The 18,062-nt window shown below is 71.1% G+C and carries 19 protein-coding genes; 6 read left to right on the forward strand and 13 right to left on the reverse strand.

Annotated features, from left to right (window positions below):
- Nucleotides 1–3 precede the first annotated feature (3 nt).
- The 7 genes from AB0G79_RS03245 to AB0G79_RS03275 all read right to left on the reverse strand — a co-directional run bounded on the left by AB0G79_RS03245 (nt 4) and on the right by AB0G79_RS03275 (nt 5,162).
- The gene (locus tag AB0G79_RS03245) at nt 4–1,494 is read right to left on the reverse strand and encodes an MFS transporter (protein WP_360799338.1); all 1,491 of its coding nucleotides are present in this window, start codon (nt 1,492–1,494) and stop codon (nt 4–6) included.
- Between the two features lie 98 nt (nt 1,495–1,592).
- Entirely contained in the window at nt 1,593–2,078 is a 486-nt protein-coding gene (locus tag AB0G79_RS03250) for a MarR family winged helix-turn-helix transcriptional regulator (RefSeq protein ID WP_360799341.1), read from the reverse strand.
- Between the two features lie 106 nt (nt 2,079–2,184).
- Nucleotides 2,185–2,649, reverse strand: a complete 465-nt coding sequence (locus tag AB0G79_RS03255; protein WP_360800540.1) for a DinB family protein — start codon at nt 2,647–2,649, stop codon at nt 2,185–2,187.
- 122 nt (nt 2,650–2,771) lie between these two features.
- Nucleotides 2,772–3,503 (reverse strand): DUF5710 domain-containing protein, encoded by a 732-nt coding sequence (locus AB0G79_RS03260; protein ID WP_360799344.1) that lies wholly within the window; start codon nt 3,501–3,503, stop codon nt 2,772–2,774.
- A gap of 102 nt (nt 3,504–3,605) precedes the next feature.
- Nucleotides 3,606–4,019, reverse strand: coding sequence for a VOC family protein (locus AB0G79_RS03265; RefSeq protein WP_360800542.1), 414 nt, complete (start codon nt 4,017–4,019; stop codon nt 3,606–3,608).
- Between the two features lie 72 nt (nt 4,020–4,091).
- Complete coding sequence (locus AB0G79_RS03270) at nt 4,092–4,448, reverse strand: helix-turn-helix transcriptional regulator (RefSeq protein ID WP_360800545.1); 357 nt, start codon at nt 4,446–4,448, stop codon at nt 4,092–4,094.
- A 237-nt stretch (nt 4,449–4,685) separates the two neighbouring features.
- Nucleotides 4,686–5,162, reverse strand: a complete 477-nt coding sequence (locus AB0G79_RS03275; protein WP_360799347.1) for a hypothetical protein — start codon at nt 5,160–5,162, stop codon at nt 4,686–4,688.
- A 428-nt stretch (nt 5,163–5,590) separates the two neighbouring features.
- Between AB0G79_RS03275 and AB0G79_RS03280 the strand changes: the two genes are divergently transcribed.
- Nucleotides 5,591–5,920 carry a hypothetical protein gene (locus tag AB0G79_RS03280; RefSeq protein ID WP_360799350.1) on the forward strand — a complete coding sequence of 110 codons (330 nt, stop codon included), beginning with the start codon at nt 5,591–5,593 and terminating at the stop codon, nt 5,918–5,920.
- 535 nt (nt 5,921–6,455) lie between these two features.
- Here the strand turns inward: AB0G79_RS03280 and AB0G79_RS03285 are convergent.
- Complete coding sequence (locus tag AB0G79_RS03285; protein WP_360799353.1) at nt 6,456–7,859, reverse strand: VanZ family protein; 1,404 nt, start codon at nt 7,857–7,859, stop codon at nt 6,456–6,458.
- Nucleotides 7,860–8,667: 808 nt separating this feature from the next.
- Nucleotides 8,668–9,309 carry a zeta toxin family protein gene (locus AB0G79_RS03290; RefSeq protein ID WP_360799356.1) on the reverse strand — a complete coding sequence of 214 codons (642 nt, stop codon included), beginning with the start codon at nt 9,307–9,309 and terminating at the stop codon, nt 8,668–8,670.
- A gap of 139 nt (nt 9,310–9,448) precedes the next feature.
- On the opposite strand from AB0G79_RS03290, the gene AB0G79_RS03295 reads away from it, so the two are divergent.
- From AB0G79_RS03295 to AB0G79_RS03305, 3 genes are all read left to right on the forward strand, one after another.
- Entirely contained in the window at nt 9,449–9,865 is a 417-nt protein-coding gene (locus AB0G79_RS03295) for a helix-turn-helix transcriptional regulator (RefSeq protein WP_360799359.1), read from the forward strand.
- Between the two features lie 34 nt (nt 9,866–9,899).
- A complete protein-coding gene (locus AB0G79_RS03300) occupies nt 9,900–10,454 on the forward strand; it encodes a hypothetical protein (protein WP_360799362.1) in 555 nt (184 codons plus the stop codon).
- Between the two features lie 108 nt (nt 10,455–10,562).
- Nucleotides 10,563–10,910, forward strand: a complete 348-nt coding sequence (locus tag AB0G79_RS03305) for a DUF2516 family protein (protein ID WP_360799365.1) — start codon at nt 10,563–10,565, stop codon at nt 10,908–10,910.
- A gap of 62 nt (nt 10,911–10,972) precedes the next feature.
- Here AB0G79_RS03305 and AB0G79_RS03310 read toward each other — a convergent pair whose 3' ends face one another.
- The 3 genes from AB0G79_RS03310 to AB0G79_RS03320 form a co-directional block, all read right to left on the reverse strand.
- Nucleotides 10,973–12,214: a fused response regulator/phosphatase gene (locus AB0G79_RS03310; RefSeq protein ID WP_360799368.1), complete on the reverse strand. Its 1,242-nt coding sequence runs from the start codon at nt 12,212–12,214 to the stop codon at nt 10,973–10,975.
- 438 nt (nt 12,215–12,652) lie between these two features.
- Nucleotides 12,653–13,702, reverse strand: coding sequence for a C40 family peptidase (locus tag AB0G79_RS03315; RefSeq protein ID WP_360799371.1), 1,050 nt, complete (start codon nt 13,700–13,702; stop codon nt 12,653–12,655).
- A 229-nt stretch (nt 13,703–13,931) separates the two neighbouring features.
- Nucleotides 13,932–14,726 carry a class I SAM-dependent methyltransferase gene (locus tag AB0G79_RS03320; protein ID WP_360799374.1) on the reverse strand — a complete coding sequence of 265 codons (795 nt, stop codon included), beginning with the start codon at nt 14,724–14,726 and terminating at the stop codon, nt 13,932–13,934.
- 327 nt (nt 14,727–15,053) lie between these two features.
- On the opposite strand from AB0G79_RS03320, the gene mshA reads away from it, so the two are divergent.
- Nucleotides 15,054–16,421, forward strand: coding sequence for a D-inositol-3-phosphate glycosyltransferase (gene mshA / locus AB0G79_RS03325; RefSeq protein WP_360799377.1), 1,368 nt, complete (start codon nt 15,054–15,056; stop codon nt 16,419–16,421).
- A 157-nt stretch (nt 16,422–16,578) separates the two neighbouring features.
- Nucleotides 16,579–17,070, forward strand: a complete 492-nt coding sequence (locus tag AB0G79_RS03330; protein ID WP_360800548.1) for a YbjN domain-containing protein — start codon at nt 16,579–16,581, stop codon at nt 17,068–17,070.
- Nucleotide 17,071: 1 nt separating this feature from the next.
- On the opposite strand, the gene AB0G79_RS03335 is transcribed toward AB0G79_RS03330, so the two are convergent.
- Nucleotides 17,072–18,013, reverse strand: coding sequence for an AraC family transcriptional regulator (locus AB0G79_RS03335; protein WP_360800551.1), 942 nt, complete (start codon nt 18,011–18,013; stop codon nt 17,072–17,074).
- Nucleotides 18,014–18,062: the final 49 nt, after the last annotated feature.

An 18,062-nucleotide genomic window follows, 5' to 3' on the forward strand; every position in this document is an offset into this window, starting at 1 on the left:
CCGTCAGGCGGCGGGGAGCAGGACCTTCTCCGCCGCGGGGCTCTCGGACTCCTCGGCCGCGGCCGGGCGGCGGAGGGTCGTGAAGGCGACGGCCAGGGCGGCCAGGACCAGGGCCGTGCCGACGGCGAAGGCCAGGTGGTAGCCGCTGGTCAGGGCCTCGGCGGTGGGGCGGCCGGCCGCGGTGAGGGATTCGGTGCGGGCGGCGGCCAGGGTGGAGAGGACCGCGATGCCGAGGGCCATGCCGATCTGCTGGGTCGTGTTGAAGAGGCCGGAGGCGAGGCCCGCGTCGGACTCCTCGGTGCCGGACATGGCGAGCGAGGTGAGGGCGGGGAGCGCGAGGCCGAAGCCCGCGGCGAGGAGCATCACGGGGAGCAGGTCGGTGACGTAGTCGGCGCGGACGGGCAGCCGGGTGAGCCAGCCGAGGACGCCGACGAGCAGGACGATCCCGGCGAGGAGGACGGTCCGTTCGCCGAAGCGGGCGATGAGGCGGGCCGAGACGCCGAGGGAGACGACGCCGATGACGACGGCGGCGGGCAGCATCGCGAGGCCGGTCTCGGCGGCGCCGTAGCCGAGGACCTTCTGGAGGTAGAGGGCGACGAGGATCTGGAAGGAGAAGAGCGCGGCGACCATCAGCATCTGGACGAGGTTGGCCCCGGCGACGCTCCGCGAGCGGAGGATCCGCAGCGGCATCAGAGGGTGGGCGGCCTTGGCCTGGCGCACGAGGAAGCCGGCGAGGAGGGCGAGGGAGAGGGCGCCGAGGCCGAGGGTGTGGGCCGAACCGGCCCCGTACTCCTCGATGGTGACGACCGCGTAGATCCCGAGCATCAGGCCCGCCGTGACGAGGACCGCGCCGAGGACGTCCGCGCCGGCCCTGAGGCCGAGGCCGCGGTCGGCGGGCAGGGCGGGGAGCGCGAGGAGGAGCGCGGCGACGCCGATGGGGAGGTTGATGAAGAAGATCCAGTTCCAGGCGAGGGCGTCGGTGAGGAGGCCGCCGAGCACCTGGCCGAGGGAGGCGCCCGCGGCGCCGGTGAAGCTGAACACGGCGATGGCGCGGGCGCGTTCGCGGGGTTCGGTGAAGAGGGTGACGAGGATGCCGAGGCCGACGGCCGAGGACATCGCGCTGCCGACGCCCTGGAGGAAGCGGGCCGCGATCAGGACGGTCGGGGAGGCGGCGATTCCGGCGAGGAGCGAGGCGGCGGTGAAGAGGGCGGTGCCGAGGAGGAACATCCGCTTGCGGCCGATGAGGTCGCCGAGCCGGCCGGCGAGGAGCAGCAGCGAGCCGAAGGCGATCAGGTAGGCGTTGACGATCCAGCTGAGGCCGGCGGGGGTGAAGCCGAGGTCGGCCTGCATGGCGGGCATCGCGACGGTGACGATGCTGCCGTCGAGGACGGTCATGAGGAGGCTGGTGGCGAGGACGCCGAGGGCGAGCCAGGGGGAGCGGGGGGCACGGGTCGGGGCCGGGGCGGGGACGGGTGCGGGGGCAGGGGTGCGCATGGATCTCTCCTGTCGGTGGAGGCGACAGGAGAGACGCTAGCAGATGGTTTTGTTGCAGACTATTTTTTACGGGAGGAGTTGCCGGGTCCCGGGTCGGCTCAGCCGCGCTGGCGCGGTCGGCGGGCGGTCGACGGGCCCTCCGCCGGACTCTCCAGATGGCCCGTGACCAGGTGGTTCAGGGCGCGCAGGAGCGCCTCGCGCTCGGTCCCGGGCAGCGAGGCGAGGGCGTTCTCGTGCACGCCGTCGACGATCCGCTGGCTCTCCCGCGCCAGCTTCGCGCCCTCTTCGGTCACCGCGATGATCCGCGCCCGCCGGTCCGTGCTCGACGGCTTCCGCTCCGCGAGCCCCGCCTTCTCCAGGGCGTCGACCGTGACCACCATGGTGGTCTTGTCCATGTCCCCGATCTCGGCGAGCTGCGCCTGGGTGCGCTCCTCCTCCAGGGCGTGGACGAGGACGCAGTGCATCCGCGGGGTGAGCCCGATCTCGCCGAGCTCGGCCGTCATGCGCGTCCGCAGGACGTGGCTGGTGTGGTCGAGGAGGTAGGAGAGGTCGGGCTCCGTGCGGGCGGGCGTCATGGCTGTCATGCCCGCCAGGGTAACGAAAGTCGATCCGTCGCGGATGGTTTGGAAGTGGACGAAGGGCCTGCGGGGGGCCGGCCGAAGGGGCCCGCACGCGCCTGTCGAAGGGGCCCTACACGCCGATCGAGCCGTCCAGGCGCTCTCTCAGGAGGTCCGCGTGGCCGTTGTGGCGCGCGTACTCCTCGATCATGTGGATCAGCACCCAGCGGAGCGAGACCGTCCCGCGCCAGCCGTCCTCGCCGGTCACGTCGAGGTCGGGTGCCCGCTCCGTGAAGTCCTCGGCGTGGGCGACCGCCGCGTGCCAGGCCTCCCAGGCCTCCGCCACGGCGGCCGGGTCGGCCGTCGCCCCGTCGAAGTCGCCGTCCGGGGAGGCGGGGGAGGAGAAGAGCGGGGTCGTGCCGGGTTCGCCGGCGAGGATCTCGCGGAACCAGTGGCGTTCGACGTCGGCGAGGTGCCGGACGAGGCCGATGAGCGAGAGGGTGGACGGCGCGGCGGACCGGGCCGCCAGCCCGTCGGTGAGGCCCTCGCACTTCAGGACCAGCGTGCGGCGCTGGTCCGCGAGGAAGCGGACCAGCATCGCGCGCTCCTCGCCGGTCGCCGGGCCCGTGAAGCGGGGGCTTCGGGCGGCCCCGTCGACCGGTTCGGGTTCGGGGAGGACGTCCCCGCGGCGGCTGGGCGGCAGGGGTGCCGGGTTCGGGTTCACCACGGGCGCCTCTCTCCCGGGCCGGCCTGGCGGGGCCGGGGCAGCAGGTCGCTCGCCGTGCGGGCGCGCTCGGCGGCGGCCGGGGGCCGGGCGAGGGTGATGCCCGCGTCGGTGAGGATGCCGAGGTCCAGCTCCCAGTCGTGACGGGAACGCCGCTCCCACAGGGCGAAGGCCGACCGGACGTGCTCGCGCGCGTCCTGCTCGCTCAACCCGGTCACCCGTACGAGATGGGCGAAGGCCCGGTCCTCCACGCCCCTCACCTGGGCCAGGCCGAAGTGGGTCACCTCGTGGCAGTCCGTGCAGAGGCAGATCAGCCGCCTGAGGGCCTGGGTGCGGGACCCCTCGTCGTACGTCCACCGCTCGTGGGCCTCCAGCCAGCGGCGGGACGCCCGGTCCTCGGCGGCGCCGCAGGCCTCGCAGCGCAGGCCCGCGCGGCCGGTGATCATCCGGCGAAGCCGCTCCCAGTCCGCCGGTGCCACGCACGAGCGGACGTTGGTGAACCAGCAGGTGCGCGGCACGAGGTCGACGAAGAGGCCGTCGCCGAGCGTCCGGTCCTCGCCGGGAAGCAGGTCCGGTACGTCCGCGGCGGCGACCCACCGCGCCAGTTCGGCGATTCCGGGGCGGGGCGCGTACCACCGTCGGGCGGTCGGGTCCCAGCGCGCGCCGCCGCGCTTGGCCTCGTCCTTCTCCGCGTACGGGACATCCAGCCAGATGCGTTCAACTGCCATGTCGTACCTCCCCTGTTGTTCACATGCTGGCACGGGGGTACGACATTCGGTGGCGGGTTGTCAGGTACGGGTGCCGGGTTGCCGGGCAGGGCTGCCGGGTCGTCAGGTGCGGGGCTGGGAGAAGCGGAGCATGTTGCCCGCCGGGTCGCGGAACGCGCAGTCCCGCACGCCGTACGGCTGGTCGACCGGCTCCTGGAGCACCTCGCCGCCGGCCGCGCGGATGTGCTCGAAGGTGGCGTCGACGTCGTCGGTGGAGAAGATCACGCCCCGCAGCAGGCCCTTGGCGAGCAGTTCGGCCATGGCCTGCCGGTCGGCGGCGGAGGCGTTCGGGTCGGCCAGTGGCGGTTCGAGGACGATCTCGACGCCGGGCTGGGCGGGGGAGCCGACGGTGACCCACCGCATGCCCTCGAAGCCGACGTCGTTGCGGACTTCCAGGCCGAGGGCGTCACGGTAGAAGGCGAGGGCCTTGTCGTGGTCGTCGACGGCGATGAAGCACTGGGAGAGGGTGACGTTGATGCTCATGGGACCGACGCTACGGCGGTGAAGCGGAGGGCGCTTCTCCGATCCTGATCGATCCGGCGAGGGGGGTCAGCCGGTGTTCCGCGTCGGGCGCGTGTGGACCTTCGCCACGCACGCCGGGACCACCGCCGCCCCCGGCTCGTGCCGCCGCGCCCGGTACGCGCTCGGGCTCTCGCCCACCAGCTCCGTGAACCGCGAGCTGAACGAGCCGAGCGACGTGCACCCCACCGCGAAGCACACCTCGGTCACGCTGAGGTCGCCCCGCCGGAGCAGGGCCTTGGCCCGCTCGACGCGGCGGGTCATGAGGTATCCGTACGGGGTCTCGCCGTAGGCGGCGCGGAAGCTGCGCGAGAAGTGCCCGGTGGACATGAGGGCGACGCGCGCGAGCGCGGGCACGTCGAGCGGCAGCGCGTAATCGCGGTCCATCGCGTCCCGCGCGCGGCGGAGGCGGACGAGGTCGTCGAGGTCGAGGGGCACGTACTCCAGGGTGGCACGGCGGTGGTGTCCTGTCTCAGGTAGGCCCGGGTAGTGCGGGCTGTTGACCTGGGGTGCCCGGACTTGAGTGAGACGTGTGGACTTCCGAATGTCTCAGTTGAGTCCGGGCATCTTGGCGTTGATGAGGATCTTCGATTTTGGCTCTGTCCGCAGCTCCGTGAGCCCTGTTCAGAAGGACCGGTAGATCCTCTCGGGATCATCGTGAGCCCATGCGGCGTACTCCTCGAAGCCCAGGTTGCCGATGCTCAGGTTTGCGTGGACGTCATGAACCCCTGCGGGGACGGTGCGGAATTCACGGCCGAACTCGGTCAGCTGCTCGCAGTCCTCGTCGTCCACGCACTCCTCCCGTGTCAGTGTGGTGACCGCCAGCAACGCGTGGCTCTCGGCCTGCATGGTTGTCCGGTCGGCGAGGAAGACAACGGCCAGGTTCTCGTCGGCGCAGGCCGCATTCAGCGCCTCGTCAACGGTCGCTCCGGCCCACGCCGGGTCGTCTATGAAGTGGACGTGTGCCTCGTACTGCATGTCCCCCCAGGGCTCCATCAGCGCCGCCGTCACGTCCTGCCATGCCTGGTCGTCCTGGTAGTAGGTCCTGACGACCAGGACGTCGAACTCATCACGGCCGGTGACGGCGGGCAACGCACTCATGGACCTTCTCCTCAGTGACGATCAGTGAGCCGTGCCCGACTGTCTCACGGACCGTTTTCGAGGATGCGGGTCTGGATCTCCAGGAACAGCCGGGTGCCGCTGACCTGCGAATTCACGAAGCTGCGGACAGAGCCGCAGGTCAGGGGCCTATTTTGTCTGGGGCCTCCTATAAAAGAACGCCGGCCTCAGCGAGTACGGCCCGCCCCAAGCCTGCGGATCCGTCCGACTTCGTCCCGGTGACTCGACTGCAGCAGGACTCAACGGCATCAAGGCGCCCGTGCACGGCTCAAGTCGCCGAGCTGTGGGCGAATGGCCGGCTGGTGAAGGTCCCCGAGCTCGAAGTCGGCTTCGCCGTCATCGCCCCGCAGACGGCGCCCTCCCGTACGGCCCCGGCGTAGAAGCCCTCGCCGAAGGAGAAGCGGGGCTGCGTGGATGAGCAGCGCTCACGCGACCTCGAGCGGGCCCGTACGGCAGCGGAGGAGGCCGACGCCGAGGTCGCCCGGCGCGAGCGCGAGCTCGACGAGGCACAGCAGGAGCAGCGGATCGCCGCGACGGAGGCTGAGGAAGCGGCTGAACAGGTCCGCCGCCTGGAGCACGAGTTGCAGGAAGCCCAGAAGGCCAAGCTCAAGACGACGGCGACTGCGACGAAGGCGGGTACGGCGGTGAAGACCGCGGAGAGCGCCGTGCGCGAGGCGCGCCGGACTGCCGAGCAGGCCAGCCGGGAGGTGCGGCGTCTGGAGCAGCAGGCCGGGCCATAGATCGTCTCCTTCAGGCCCGGCCGTCGTGCTGTTTCACGCGGGAAACCAGATCCGGCTGGTGTCCGTCTAGTTCCTTCTCTCGGTCATGAGGGCAGGTCAGCGGCGTGCGGTGACCAGGTCTCGCCAGCGGGCGGGCACCGCGTCCGCGTCACCGGACCATCGCACCGACGTCGGTGCGGCCAGGGCCAGGCCAGCCATGTGGCGGGCGATGGGGGCCGTCGTCCATCAGCCGGCGACCCTCGTGCACGTCCTGCTCTGTGTAGCTCATACGGATTCCTCGTCGAACCGATCGAATGAGCGCACAGAGTAATCACCTGAATGCGTAATGTTGGATCTTCATGCAGGCTCTGTGGGGAGCTGCATTGACGGGCATCGGCCCTGAACAGCGCTGTTGTAGCGTGAAGTTGTGCCGCAGGTGTACCCACGTCGGCGATAGCGAGGGGTCTATTGGACCTGGGTAGTCTCCGGGCCGCTGCGGTGTGAGACAGCAAGAGGGGCTTCCCTGGCCGAACTCAACTCGCAGTCGAGGTTCTTGTCACCTCAGCTTGATAGGCCGGTCCACGCTGTCGTAGACCTGTCCACTCACCGCATCCACGCGCCAGACGTCCGACGTCCGGGCCGCATCTGGGGTGAGCTCTTGGCCTTCCGCGCCCGTTGAGACGCTCACGAGCCACGTGGGCCGCCATGCGCCATCTCTCTCCACCGCCTTGAGCGTGAATGCCTTGACCTGGAGACCGTCCAGAAGACCGCCCTGATCAGCGAGTTGAATGGCCATAGCCTCCCGCACCAGCGACTCCGCCTGCTTGGCGTCGAGCTTCGCCTTCTCAAGGTGCAGGCGCTTGGGGCCAAGCGTCACGTCCACCTGTGAAACACGTCCTGCCCTGTCGACCTGCACATCCAGCATCCTGGGCATGAGCACGCCTTGATCGACCCACCGCCAGCTGGTGATCCATCCAAGTTCGGCCTTCTCGCCGATGGGGTATGTCTTGTGAGCGACGGCATCCGCTCCCCACGGATAGTGCTTGCCCATGTATGTTCGTGCGACCTGGAACGCCTCCTTGTCGCTGGCTGGCGCCTTGGCGCCGGCGACGGGGTAGCCCATGACGCTAGGACGGTCATTGTCTTCCAGTAGCACGTTGAGGTGGTTCTTGTCCGGCCAGGAGAGCGTGCCGTTTCCAAACGCCTCCGGATGCGCTTTGTCACGACTCAAGAGCGTGAAGAGGACGTTTCTGCAAGGGGCTCCGACGCAGGGCTGGTCGTATATGCGTCCCAGCTCGTAGTGGTTTCCGAATGCCTCCCGCACTGCTTGTTCCACGGCTTGCCGCTGCCCCGTGTTCGCGTCTGCCAAGCCTGTGCCGTCCACATGGGCAAAAGTCACTGCAGGTCGCGCAACCCCGGCACCCAGTAGCAGGATCACTGCGGACGCAATGAGAGATGCCTTGACTGCTCCCTGCCACTCGATTGTGCTGCGTTTAACGAGTATCAGCGCGGCGACAGCTAGTCCGATGAGACCGCCAAGGATGTTCATCTGCGCGTCGGCGCTGTCGCAAACCCTTCCGAGGCCATCGACTTCGGCCTGAGTAAACTCAATGACCAGGGGAAAAGTGATGACCCCGACCAGGGTCGGGAGCGGGCGCCGCACGGCCATCAGTGCGAAGAATCCCAGAGGGACCGTCATTGCCAGGTTCCACAGTCCCTGGGTAGTCCGGAACGGTTCAACCAAGTCGTGATTAATAACGCATTGGCCGCTGGCTGGACCGCTGCCCATGAACGTGACACCGAGTACTCCCGTGGCCACGGCGGTCAGGCCGGCAATCCAGACGCCGTAGGGGTTCCCGATACGGCGTGAGAGCAGCCAAGCCGTGCTCCCGAAGGCAAGGGCAACGACCACACAGAAGGCCAGATAGCCGTAGTGGTCTTGAAAGATTGCGGAAAACACGGATGTTCCTCGGTGGAGTCATGGCAACACGGCAGTGCAAGGCCTCGCCTTCACGAGGCGAGGCCTTGAAGCATTGATGATTCAGCAGTGGGCAGCAGGCGTTTGGTAGCTTCCGCCGCTGTAGTTGAGGATTCCGACACTGTTGTAGCAGAGGAAGTCGCCGAGCTTGCTCCAAGACTTCTTAACAGTCTGGCCAGAGCTGATAGTGAAGTACGAGGAATACGTCGTGGTGCCACTCATGGTGTAGCCGAGGCGGACACTGACAGCAGATCCCCCTGACTTGTAGTAGATCGTGTTGATGCTCGTGTAGGGATTGCTATTCAACTTGGTGTGGCTCAGGACCCCGTTGGTCAGTGTCGTGCACCGTCCGTTGGGTGCCCCGCCAGGCATCCACCCGGAGGAGTCGCAGGAGCTGTTGGCGGAGGCAGTAGGCCCTCCGATCATGACCGAACTCGCCGCCATAACACCCGCGAGGAGCGTGGCTCTGGTCTTGGAACGCATTCTTTCCCTCATCTCTGAACACGCCAAGCGCCTCCGTTGGATTCTGGAGGCTGGATCTACAGATCGCGCTTGGCGGGCCCTCCCGCGAGGGCCCGAGTGGCTATCGAACGCATGATGCACTCAAAGAGCCATCGCCTCTTGCCCAAGTGGCTGGATCTAAACCCTGCGCCTGTCTCGTTGGCCTGAATATGATCAAGAACCTGACGGACTATGCCCTGTCGTAGGCCACGGCTTCGGCAGGCAATTCTCAACATGCCTGATGTGCCTGCATGTCTTCTAGGGCGTTCAGGAGGAATGGTTGACAACCCTAGATAACCGTCGCCGCCGGCAGGCGCCAGGCGCCCTCGAGGGTGAGCTCGTTGTCGTACAGCGGCTCCATGCCCCGCCGGACCACGGCCACCCGGTCCGCCAGCTGCTCCGCCTCGATCACCCCGAGCGTGGCGAGCATCCCCTGGGTGCAGTTGGCCTGGTTCTCCCACGAGACGTACCGGAGGCCGCCGGTGAGGAAGCGGTCCAGGACGCCGAGCTGGGCGAGCGCCTCGGCGGTCGCGACCGCCACGACCTCGATCCGGTGGCCTGAGCCGCAATAGGCGGCCGACAGGGTGCGGAACTCGCCCACGGAGGCGAGCGCGGAATCGACCACCGCGTCGAACCGGTGCGCCCGGACATGCTCCTCGACCTCGGCCGGCCACCTGATGGTGTCCGGGCGGACTCGCGCGCCAGCGGTGCGGACGTCCTCCTTCGGGAGGGCGGGGTAGTAGCGATGGACGGGCTTGTAGAGGTCGCGGCCGACGCGCACGGCGCCGCCCCGGCGGTCTAGGGCCGCCTGGACCAGGTCGCCGACCTCGGTCTTCCCGGCCCCGGACGGACCGCTGACGACCACCACCACCGGCTTCTCCTGCGGCACGGCGCCCTTCGTGGCCGCCGGAAGGGTCAATCGGCGCAGCACGTCCTGGTGACTGCTCCTCACTCAGGGCTGCCGAGGTGACATGCGATTCCAACGGGCCCTCCACGCCTGCGACACGCCCGGGGAAGCCTGTTGCAAGCAGCTGCTTGCAATAGTTAGCGCGGGCTGGCATGGTCGGGGCATGGCATCGCTCAACGTCGGCAATCTCGGCGAGTACCTCCGCGAGCAGCGGCGGACCGCGCAGTTGTCCCTGCGGCAGCTCGCCGAGGCGGCGGGGGTGTCGAACCCGTACCTGAGCCAGATCGAGCGCGGGCTGCGCAAGCCGAGCGCCGAGGTGCTCCAGCAGGTCGCCAAGGCGCTGCGGATCTCGGCCGAGACGCTGTACGTGCGGGCCGGGATCCTCGACGAGCGGGAACTGGACGAGCTGGAGACGAGGGCCGTCATCGTGGCCGATCCCTCGATCAACGAGCGGCAGAAGCAGGTGCTGCTCCAGATCTACGACTCGTTCCGCAAGGAGAACGCCGCGGACGCCGCGAACGCGGACGCCGCGGCTCAGGCGGCCGCAGCCGAGCACGATGCCGAGAAGCCGCAGAGCTAAGAGTCAGTACGCCACATCCGGGAGGACCACCAGCATGGCCATCATCGACGAACTGCGTACCCCTCTCTTCTTCGCCGCCGGCACCGCCGACCTCGCCGTGCAGGGCGCCAAGAAGGTCCCCGGCCTGATCGAGCAGCTGGCCGCCGAGGCGCCCGCCAGGATCGAGGCCGTCCGGAAGACCGACCCGAAGGCCGTGCAGGAGAAGGTGACCGCGCAGGCCAAGGGGGCCCAGGCCACCGTGCAGGCGAAGTTCGCCGAGGTCGTCGGCGGCCTCGACACGGACCTCAAGAAGCTCGGCGAGTCCGCCCAGGACCTCGCGCTGCGCGGTGTCGGCGTCGGCGTCGCGTACGCCGTGAAGGCGCGCGAGAAGTACGAGGAGGTCGCGGCGCGCGGCGAGGAGGCCGTGAAGACGTGGCGCGGCGAGGCCGCCGAGGAGATCGTCGAGATCGCCGTGGCCGTCGAGCCGGAGAGCGAGACGGAGGCCGACGCCGACGCCGAGGTCAAGGCCGACGCCGAGCTCAAGGCCGAGGCCGAGGGCGAGCCGGAGGCGGCCGCCGCCACCGGGACGGACACTGGGACCAAGGAGTAACGGACGAGCTCGGACGGGCTCGGGCACCAATGCGGGTGCTCGGAGCGTTGTACCGGGTACCTTGACCGCGAGGCGCTCTCTCCACATCACCACTAGGCGGTGCTCAGCATGCTGGCAGCGGGATTCGACTCCCTCCTCAACTTCATGCTCTTCCTGATCTTCACCGGCTTCGCCGTCACCGCGATCGTCTTCGCCGCCATGGCCCGCGAGGACGCCTACCGCGCCGCCGAGAAGCAGACGAAGAAGTTCTGGCTGATCATCCTCGGCATCAACCTCGTCCTGAACCTGCTGCTGCCGATGCTGTTCCTGCAGATCGCGGGCCTGATCGCCGCCATCGTCTTCATGGTGGACGTACGCCCCGCGCTCGCCCAGGTGTCCGGCGGGGGCCGTGGCGGGCGCCGAGGCGGAGGCTCCAGCAGCGACGGCCCGTACGGGCCGTACAACGGGGGCCGCTAGGGCCTTGTCCTAGCCGAGCGGCACCCGCCGCACCAACGGAGGACCGGCGCAGGGCCCGGGGGTCATCCCCGGGTCCTTTCGCGTTCCAGGGCCAGGACGGCGACGTCGTCCGTGAGCTCGCCGCCGTTCAGCGAGCGGACCTCGGTCACCGCCGCCTGCAGGAGCTCCTCGCCCCGCAGGCCGGCCGCCAGCTGCCGGTCGATCATCTCGACCATGCCGTCCTGGCCGAGGCGCGGCGAGCCGGGGCCCGCCGAGCGGCCCTCGATGAGCCCGTCCGTGTACATGAGCAGGCTCCACGCCCCGCCCAGCTCCACCTGGCGGCGCGGCCAGCGGGCGCGCGGCAGCAGGCCGAGGGCGGGGCCCCCGTCCTCGTACGGGAGGAGCCGTGCGGCACGTCCCTGCCGGGCGATCAGCGGCGACGGGTGGCCGGCGAGGGCGAGGGCCGCCCGGCGGCCGTCGGGCGCGATGTCGACGGTGCAGAGGGTCGCGAAGATCTCGTCGCTCTCCCGCTCGTGCTCCAGGACCTGCTGCATCGTGGAGAGCAGTTCGTCGCCGCAGAGGCCCGCGAAGGTCAGGGCGCGCCAGGCGATCCGCAGCTCGACGCCGAGCGCGGCCTCGTCGGGGCCGTGGCCGCAGACGTCGCCGATCATGGCGTGGACGGTGCCGTCGGGGGTGCGGACGACGTCGTAGAAGTCGCCGCCGAGCAGGGCGCGGGAGCGTCCGGGGCGGTAGTGCGCGGCGAAGCGGAGGTCGGAGCCGTCCAGGAGCGGGGTGGGGAGCAGGCCGCGTTCGAGGCGGGCGTTCTCCTGGGCGCGGAGCCGGGACTCGGCGAGCTTCACCTGGACGGCGTCGGCGCGCTTGCGCTCGACGGCGTACCGGATGGCCCGGCTCAGGAGGCGCCCGTCGAGCTCCTCGCGGAAGAGGTGGTCCTGGGCCCCGACCCGTACGGCCTCGGCGGCGAGCTCGGCGTCGGCCGAGGCGGCGAGGGCGAGGACGGCGTGGCGCGGGGCGAGGCGGAGGATGTGGCGGAGCGGGGCGAGGGGGTCCTCGCCGGCGGCCACGCGCGGCGCGGGCAGGGAGAGGTCGACGAGGACGCAGTGGACGTCGTCGGTGAGGAGCCGCTCGGCCTCGGTGAGGTTGCGGGCGGTGCGGATGCGCACGCGGGTGCCGGCGGCTCCGGCCGCGTCGAGCAGTTCGGGTACGGCGAGGGCACCCGCCGGGTCGTCCTCGACGACCAGGAGGGTGAGGTCGGTGCGGTCGGTTGCTGTTCCTGTTCCTGTGCCGGTCATCACGGTGGCATCCATAGCGGTGGCGTCGCCGGGTCCCGCGTGCGCAGAGACGTTTCTCTGGCTCTGACTCCGGCTTGGGGTCCGAGCCTGACTCTGGCGCTGGCGCGGTACGAATACGGGCATCGGTCCGGGGCTTCCTTCCCTCCCCCTGAGGGTGCGCGGGGCGCCGGGTGGCGTTCCGCCCGTCCCGGACCCTAGCGGTAGGTCGGTGCGCAGCGGAATGGCGATCACCCGGTGGGCGGGCCCGGCGGGATCGGCATATGCCCCGGAAGGGGAGGTAGTTGTCGCCCCCAAGGGGGTCCGAGGGCGGCGGACCGGGCCGGCGGCAATGAGAAAGGTCACGCCGGGAGGGAAGGCGTCCGTCAGGTCGGAGGGTCGGATTCCGCCGGTGTGTCCGGTAGGCGGGTCCGCAGGCGGGTGACTCCTGTCACCCGCCGGGTGCGGCCGGGCGGCTCACCCGGGCCGCACGACCCCGAGGATCTCCATCGAGCCCGCCCCCGCGATCGTCACGTTCCGCCCGGGCCGCGGGGCGTGCACCATCGCGCCCTTGCCGATGTACATCCCGATGTGGCTGGCGTCCTTGAAGTAGACGATCAGGTCGCCCGGCCGCATGTCCTTCATGGCCACGCGCGGCAGCAGCCGCCACTGCTCCTGCGAGGTGCGCGGGATGTTCCGGCCGGCCGCGCTCCACGCGCTCTGGGTCAGCCCCGAGCAGTCGTACGAGGCGGGGCCCTCGGCCCCCCACACGTACGGCTTGCCGATCTGCGCCGTCGCGAACGCGACCGCCTTCCGGCCCTCCGGGGTCGCCGAGGCCGTGAGCTCGTCGAGGATGCCGGTGTCGAGCCAGGTCGTCTGCGCGCGGTACTGCTCCTGCTCCTCCAGACGGCGCAGCCGCTCGCGCTCCTCGGCGGCGAGCTCGGACTCCAGCTTCTTCGCGGCGGCGATCTTCTCGTTGATCTCCTTCTTCGCCTGGGCCTGCTTGACCCGGTGGGCCTCCAGCTTGGTCCAGTTGTCGCCGGCGTCCTTCGCGTACGTCCCCAACTCGGCCTGCGTGCGGGTCATCTCGCCGAGGAGGTCGGTGGTCGCCTTGGCACCGGCCTGGAGCCGGCCCGCGGTGTCGAGGAAGATCTGGGGGTCGTCGGTGAGGACGAGCTGCGCGCCGTCGGGGAGCCCGCCGTTTCGGTACTGGGCGCGGGCGGCGGCGCCCGCCTTGGCCTTGAGGTCGTCGATCTTCTCGCGGCCCTCGACGATCATCCGGGCGAGCTTGACGATCTCGCTGGACTGCTCGTCGGTCTTCTCCTCGGCGAGGTTGTACGCGTCGGTGGCGACGGCGGCCTGGCGGTAGAGGGCGTCGATCTCGGCCCGGACCTGCTCCAGGCTCTTCTTCGGCGGGGGCGGCGGGAGGGGGGCCGCGGAGGCCTGGAGGGTCAGCGCGGGTGAGGCCAGCACCGCCAGGGCGCAGATCACGGTGATCGCGGCGGTGGTGTGGCGACGTCGGTTCACAAGCTCCCCCTCGTTGAACAGCCCCGGCCGAATCTGATTTACCGTCAGTAACTTGTCGGCGGCCTTCGCGATAGTGCCATGCGAAACCGGAAAGCAACAGGGGAAACCGGGGCCTGTCGGGCCGACCCTCCTCCGGGGGGACGAGTGAGGTGCGAGTGGCGTTCCCGACGCGCCGGAAATTCAGCGTGTGTTGGGGGAAACAGGGGGGAGACCGGTGCCGGTGGGCCGCTCAGGACCGGGGCGCCAGCGCCTCCCAGCGCACCGTCACCTCGCCCTGCCGCCACCGACGCGGCCCGTCCGCGAGCGGCCAGTCCGCCGCGAGGTCGCGCACGGAGCGGATCCACCGCTGCCGGGCGCCGAGCGAGGCGTACGGGGCCGCCGCCGCCCACGCCCGGTCGAAGTCCCGGAGGAAGGCGTGGACCGGCTCGCCCGGCACGTTCCGGTGGATGAGCGCCTTCGGCAGCCGCTCGGCGAGGTCCGAGGGCCGGTCGAGCGAGCCGAGCCGGGTCGCGAAGGTCACCGTCCGCGGGCCCGCGCCGTCCAGCGCCACCCACACGTGCCGCCGCCCGATCTCGTCGCAGGTGCCCTCGACGAGCAGCCCGCCGGGCGCGAGCCGGCCGCACAGCCGGGCCCACACGGCCGCGACCTGCTCCTCGTCGTACTGGCGGAGCACGTTCGCCGCCCGGATGAGGTCGACCCGGCCGGGCACCGGCACCTCGAAGCCGCCGTGCAGGAAGCCGAGGCCCTCGTGCTCGTACGGCTTCGCGGCCTCGACGCGCGCGGGCTCGATCTCGATCCCGTACAGGCGGGTGCGGGGCTCGGCGGTGCGCAGCCGCGCCAGGAGCTCGACGGCGGTCCAGGGGGCGGCCCCGTACCCGAGGTCGACGGCGACGGGCGGCTCGGGCGAGCGGCGCAGCGCCGGCCCGTGGACGGCGGCGATCCAGCGGTCCATGCGGCGCAGCCGATTGGGGTTGGTGGTCCCGCGGGTCGGGTTGCCGACGGGGCGGGTGGTGCGCGGGGCCATGCCACGAGCGTACGACCCCGCGGAGCGGGCCCTCACCGGGGACCCGGGCCGCGCGGGGTCCCGGGCGTCGCCGGTCCGCCCGGCCCGGCCCGGCGTGGGTCGTGGCCGCAGGGTGAAACGCGTGGGACCCGCCGGCCCTTGACCGTAATGAATTGGCAAAGTGGCGCGTTTCCCAAGGTCATCGGAAATGAAAGGGGGCATTCCGCTGTTGTCCGCACCGAAAGGGCGTCGCGTCCTCTCCTCGCCATGCCCGGTTCGCCACGCCCAGCTCCACCGGGCCAGGCCCCGCCAGGGCCCGGCCAGCCCCCGAGCGGAAGGACCGCCGACGTGAGCCAGTACGTGTCCCGGTTCGCCGGCACCCGGCACCGGCACCCCGCGCCGCCCCGGCTCCGGCTTCCCGGCCGCAACCGCGTCCCGCGCCGCGTCGCCATGCTCAGCGTCCACACCTCCCCGCTGCACCAGCCGGGCACCGGCGACGCGGGCGGCATGAACGTCTACATCGTCGAGCTGGCCAAGCGCCTCGCCGCGATCGACATCGAGGTCGAGATCTTCACCCGCGCCACCACCGGCGGCCTCGCCCCCGTCGTCGAGCTCGCCCCCGGCGTCCTCGTCCGGCACGTCGACGCGGGCCCGTACGAGGGACTGGCGAAGGAGGAGCTCCCGGCGCAGCTCTGCGCCTTCACCCACGGCGTCATGCAGGCCTGGGCGGGCCACCGCCCCGGCCACTACGACCTCGTCCACTCCCACTACTGGCTCTCCGGCCACGTCGGCTGGCTCGCCGCCGAGCGCTGGGGCGTGCCGCTCGTCCACGCCATGCACACCATGGCGAAGGTCAAGAACGCGGCGCTCGCCGAGGGCGACACCCCCGAGCCCGCCGCCCGGGTGATCGGCGAGACGCAGATCGTCTCCGCCGCCGACCGGCTGATCGCGAACACGGCCGAGGAGGCCGACGAGCTCGCCCGCTTCTACGACGCCGACCCCGGCAAGATCGCCGTCGTCCACCCGGGCGTGAACCTCGACCGCTTCCGCCCCGCCGACGGCCGCGCCGCCGCCCGCGCGCGCCTCGGTCTCCCGCAGGACGCCTTCGTTCCGGTCTTCGCCGGGCGGATACAGCCGCTCAAGGCCCCGGACATCCTGCTGCACGCCGCCGCTCGGCTCCTGGAGCAGGACCCGACGCTGCGGACCCGCATGATCGTCCCGGTCGTCGGCGGCCCGAGCGGCAGCGGCCTCGCCAAGCCGGAGGGGCTCCAGAAGCTCGCCGCCCGGCTGGGGATCGCGGACCTCGTGCGCTTCCACCCGCCGGTGGGGCAGGAGACGCTCGCGGACTGGTTCCGCGCGGCGAGCGTCCTCGTCATGCCCTCGTACAGCGAGTCCTTCGGGCTCGTCGCGATCGAGGCGCAGGCGGCGGGCACGCCGGTCGTCGCGGCGGCGGTGGGCGGTCTGCCCGTGGCCGTACGGGACGAGGTGACCGGCTTCCTCGTGCAGGGGCACGACCCGGCGGACTACGCCCGCGCGCTCGGCCGCTTCGTCGCGGACCCGTCGCTGTCGGCCCGGATGGGCGAGGCGGCGGCGCTGCACGCGGGCTCGTTCGGCTGGGACACGGCGGCCTCGGGCACGGCGGACGTGTACACGGCGGCGATGCACGACCACCGGGTGCGCGAGAACCGCCGTCGCGTACGCTCCCACCATGGCTGAGGAACACGAGGCTCACGGGGTACGCGAGGCAGGCGAGGCGCGCGACGAGGCACGCGACGAGGCACGCGAAGTACGCGGCGAGGCGCCCGGCGAGGCCCCCCGCGGCGAGGCCCGCGAAGTAGGCGGCGTGACGCGCGAGGTACGCGAGGCGCGCGGGATCGACGAGGTCCACCGGACGATCGAGTCCACGCTCCAGGACGCGGAACTGGAGTGGGAGTCCACGGGCCCCGGCGACTACGTCGTCAAGCTCCCCGGCACGCGCAAGCTCTTCACGACGCTCTCGCTCCGCGCCGGCCGCCACTCCCTCTCCCTCAACGCCTTCGTCATCCGCCACCCCGACGAGAACGAGGCGGGCGTCCACCGCTGGCTGCTCGAACGGAACCTGAAGCTGTACGGGGTCGGGTACGCGATCGACGGCCTCGGCGACATCTACCTGGCCGGCAAGCTCCCGCTCGCCGCCGTCACGCCCGAGGAGCTCGACCGTCTCCTCGGCTCGGTCCTCGAAGCGTCCGACGGCGACTTCAACACGCTCCTGGAGCTCGGTTTCGCGTCGGCGATCCGTCGGGAGTACGAGTGGCGGGTCTCGCGCGGCGAGTCGACTCGTAACCTCGACGCCTTCAGTCACCTGCTCCAGAAGTCCGGTAACTGACCTACTGCGTACGTGGGTTGGCGTTCGCGGCGGTAGCCGCTGCCGCGCGGTAGCGCCCCGGGGTCGTCCCGAACTCCCGCCGGAACGCGTGCGACAGCGCGTACGGCGTGCCGTACCCGACCCGGCGGGCGACCGCCGCGAGCGGGTCGCCGGTGTCCCGGAGCAGCGCGGCGGCCCGCGTCAGCCGCCACCACGTCACGTACGCCATCGGGGACTTGCCGACGAGCGCGGAGAAGCGGCGGGCCAGGGTCGGGCGCGAGACGCCCGCCTCGGCGGCGAGCCGGTCGACGGTCCAGGCGGCGGCGGGGTCCGAGTGCAGTGCCCGCAGGGCGGCGGAGGTGACCGGGTCGCCGAGGACGGCGGACCAGACGCCGCCGGTGTCCCGCGCGAGCCAGCCCCGGATCATGTAGACGAGCAGCAGGTCGAGCAGGCCGGTCAGCGCGACCGCCGAACCGGGCCCCCGCTCGTCGATCTCGACGCGCAACAGGTCGACGGCGGAACGGAGTTCGGGGCGGCGGCAGGCGCGGTCCGGCAGGTGCACGAGGGCGGGCAGCTCGGCGAGGAGCGGGTGGGCGTGGCTGCGGTCGAGCCGGTACTTGCCGCACACCATCTCGACCTCGCGCTCGGCGACGGACGGGATGGGCGGCGGGGCGGGCTCGCTCCACAGGCTGAACGGCACGGCCCGCGCCACCGCGGCCGCGTCGGCGGGCGAGTCGGCGATGACGTGCCCGGTGCCGTGCGGCAGCAGCACCACGTCCCCGGGCCCGAGCGCGACGGGCGCGCCGCCGTCGGGCAGGAGCCAGCAGGTGCCCTTGAGGACGACGTGGAACCCGGCCCCGTCGTAGGAGTCGAGCCGGGCGCACCAGTCGCCGCCGACGCGCACGCGGTCGAAGGAGGGCCGCCCGACCCGTACGGCCGAGATCGCGTCGCTGACCACGTCCACCATGGTGAGAGTCTCGCGTATCGACGGGAGTGTGTGGACCATCGGAACG

It is taken from the genome of Streptomyces sp. NPDC020807 (assembly GCF_040641575.1).
Lineage (GTDB): Bacteria > Actinomycetota > Actinomycetes > Streptomycetales > Streptomycetaceae > Streptomyces.

What these genes read in the sequence shown, in the direction of transcription:
- AB0G79_RS03245 (WP_360799338.1), bottom strand. Translation starts at nt 1,494, where the DNA reads ATGCGCACCCCTGCCCCCGCACCCGTCCCCGCCCCGGCCCCGACCCGT.
- AB0G79_RS03250 (WP_360799341.1), bottom strand. Translation starts at nt 2,078, where the DNA reads ATGACAGCCATGACGCCCGCCCGCACGGAGCCCGACCTCTCCTACCTC.
- AB0G79_RS03255 (WP_360800540.1), bottom strand. Translation starts at nt 2,649, where the DNA reads ATGCTGGTCCGCTTCCTCGCGGACCAGCGCCGCACGCTGGTCCTGAAG.
- AB0G79_RS03260 (WP_360799344.1), bottom strand. Translation starts at nt 3,503, where the DNA reads ATGGCAGTTGAACGCATCTGGCTGGATGTCCCGTACGCGGAGAAGGAC.
- AB0G79_RS03270 (WP_360800545.1), bottom strand. Translation starts at nt 4,448, where the DNA reads ATGGACCGCGATTACGCGCTGCCGCTCGACGTGCCCGCGCTCGCGCGC.
- AB0G79_RS03275 (WP_360799347.1), bottom strand. Translation starts at nt 5,162, where the DNA reads ATGAGTGCGTTGCCCGCCGTCACCGGCCGTGATGAGTTCGACGTCCTG.
- AB0G79_RS03295 (WP_360799359.1), top strand. Translation starts at nt 9,449, where the DNA reads ATGGCATCGCTCAACGTCGGCAATCTCGGCGAGTACCTCCGCGAGCAG.
- AB0G79_RS03300 (WP_360799362.1), top strand. Translation starts at nt 9,900, where the DNA reads ATGGCCATCATCGACGAACTGCGTACCCCTCTCTTCTTCGCCGCCGGC.
- AB0G79_RS03305 (WP_360799365.1), top strand. Translation starts at nt 10,563, where the DNA reads ATGCTGGCAGCGGGATTCGACTCCCTCCTCAACTTCATGCTCTTCCTG.
- AB0G79_RS03310 (WP_360799368.1), bottom strand. Translation starts at nt 12,214, where the DNA reads ATGGATGCCACCGTGATGACCGGCACAGGAACAGGAACAGCAACCGAC.
- AB0G79_RS03320 (WP_360799374.1), bottom strand. Translation starts at nt 14,726, where the DNA reads ATGGCCCCGCGCACCACCCGCCCCGTCGGCAACCCGACCCGCGGGACC.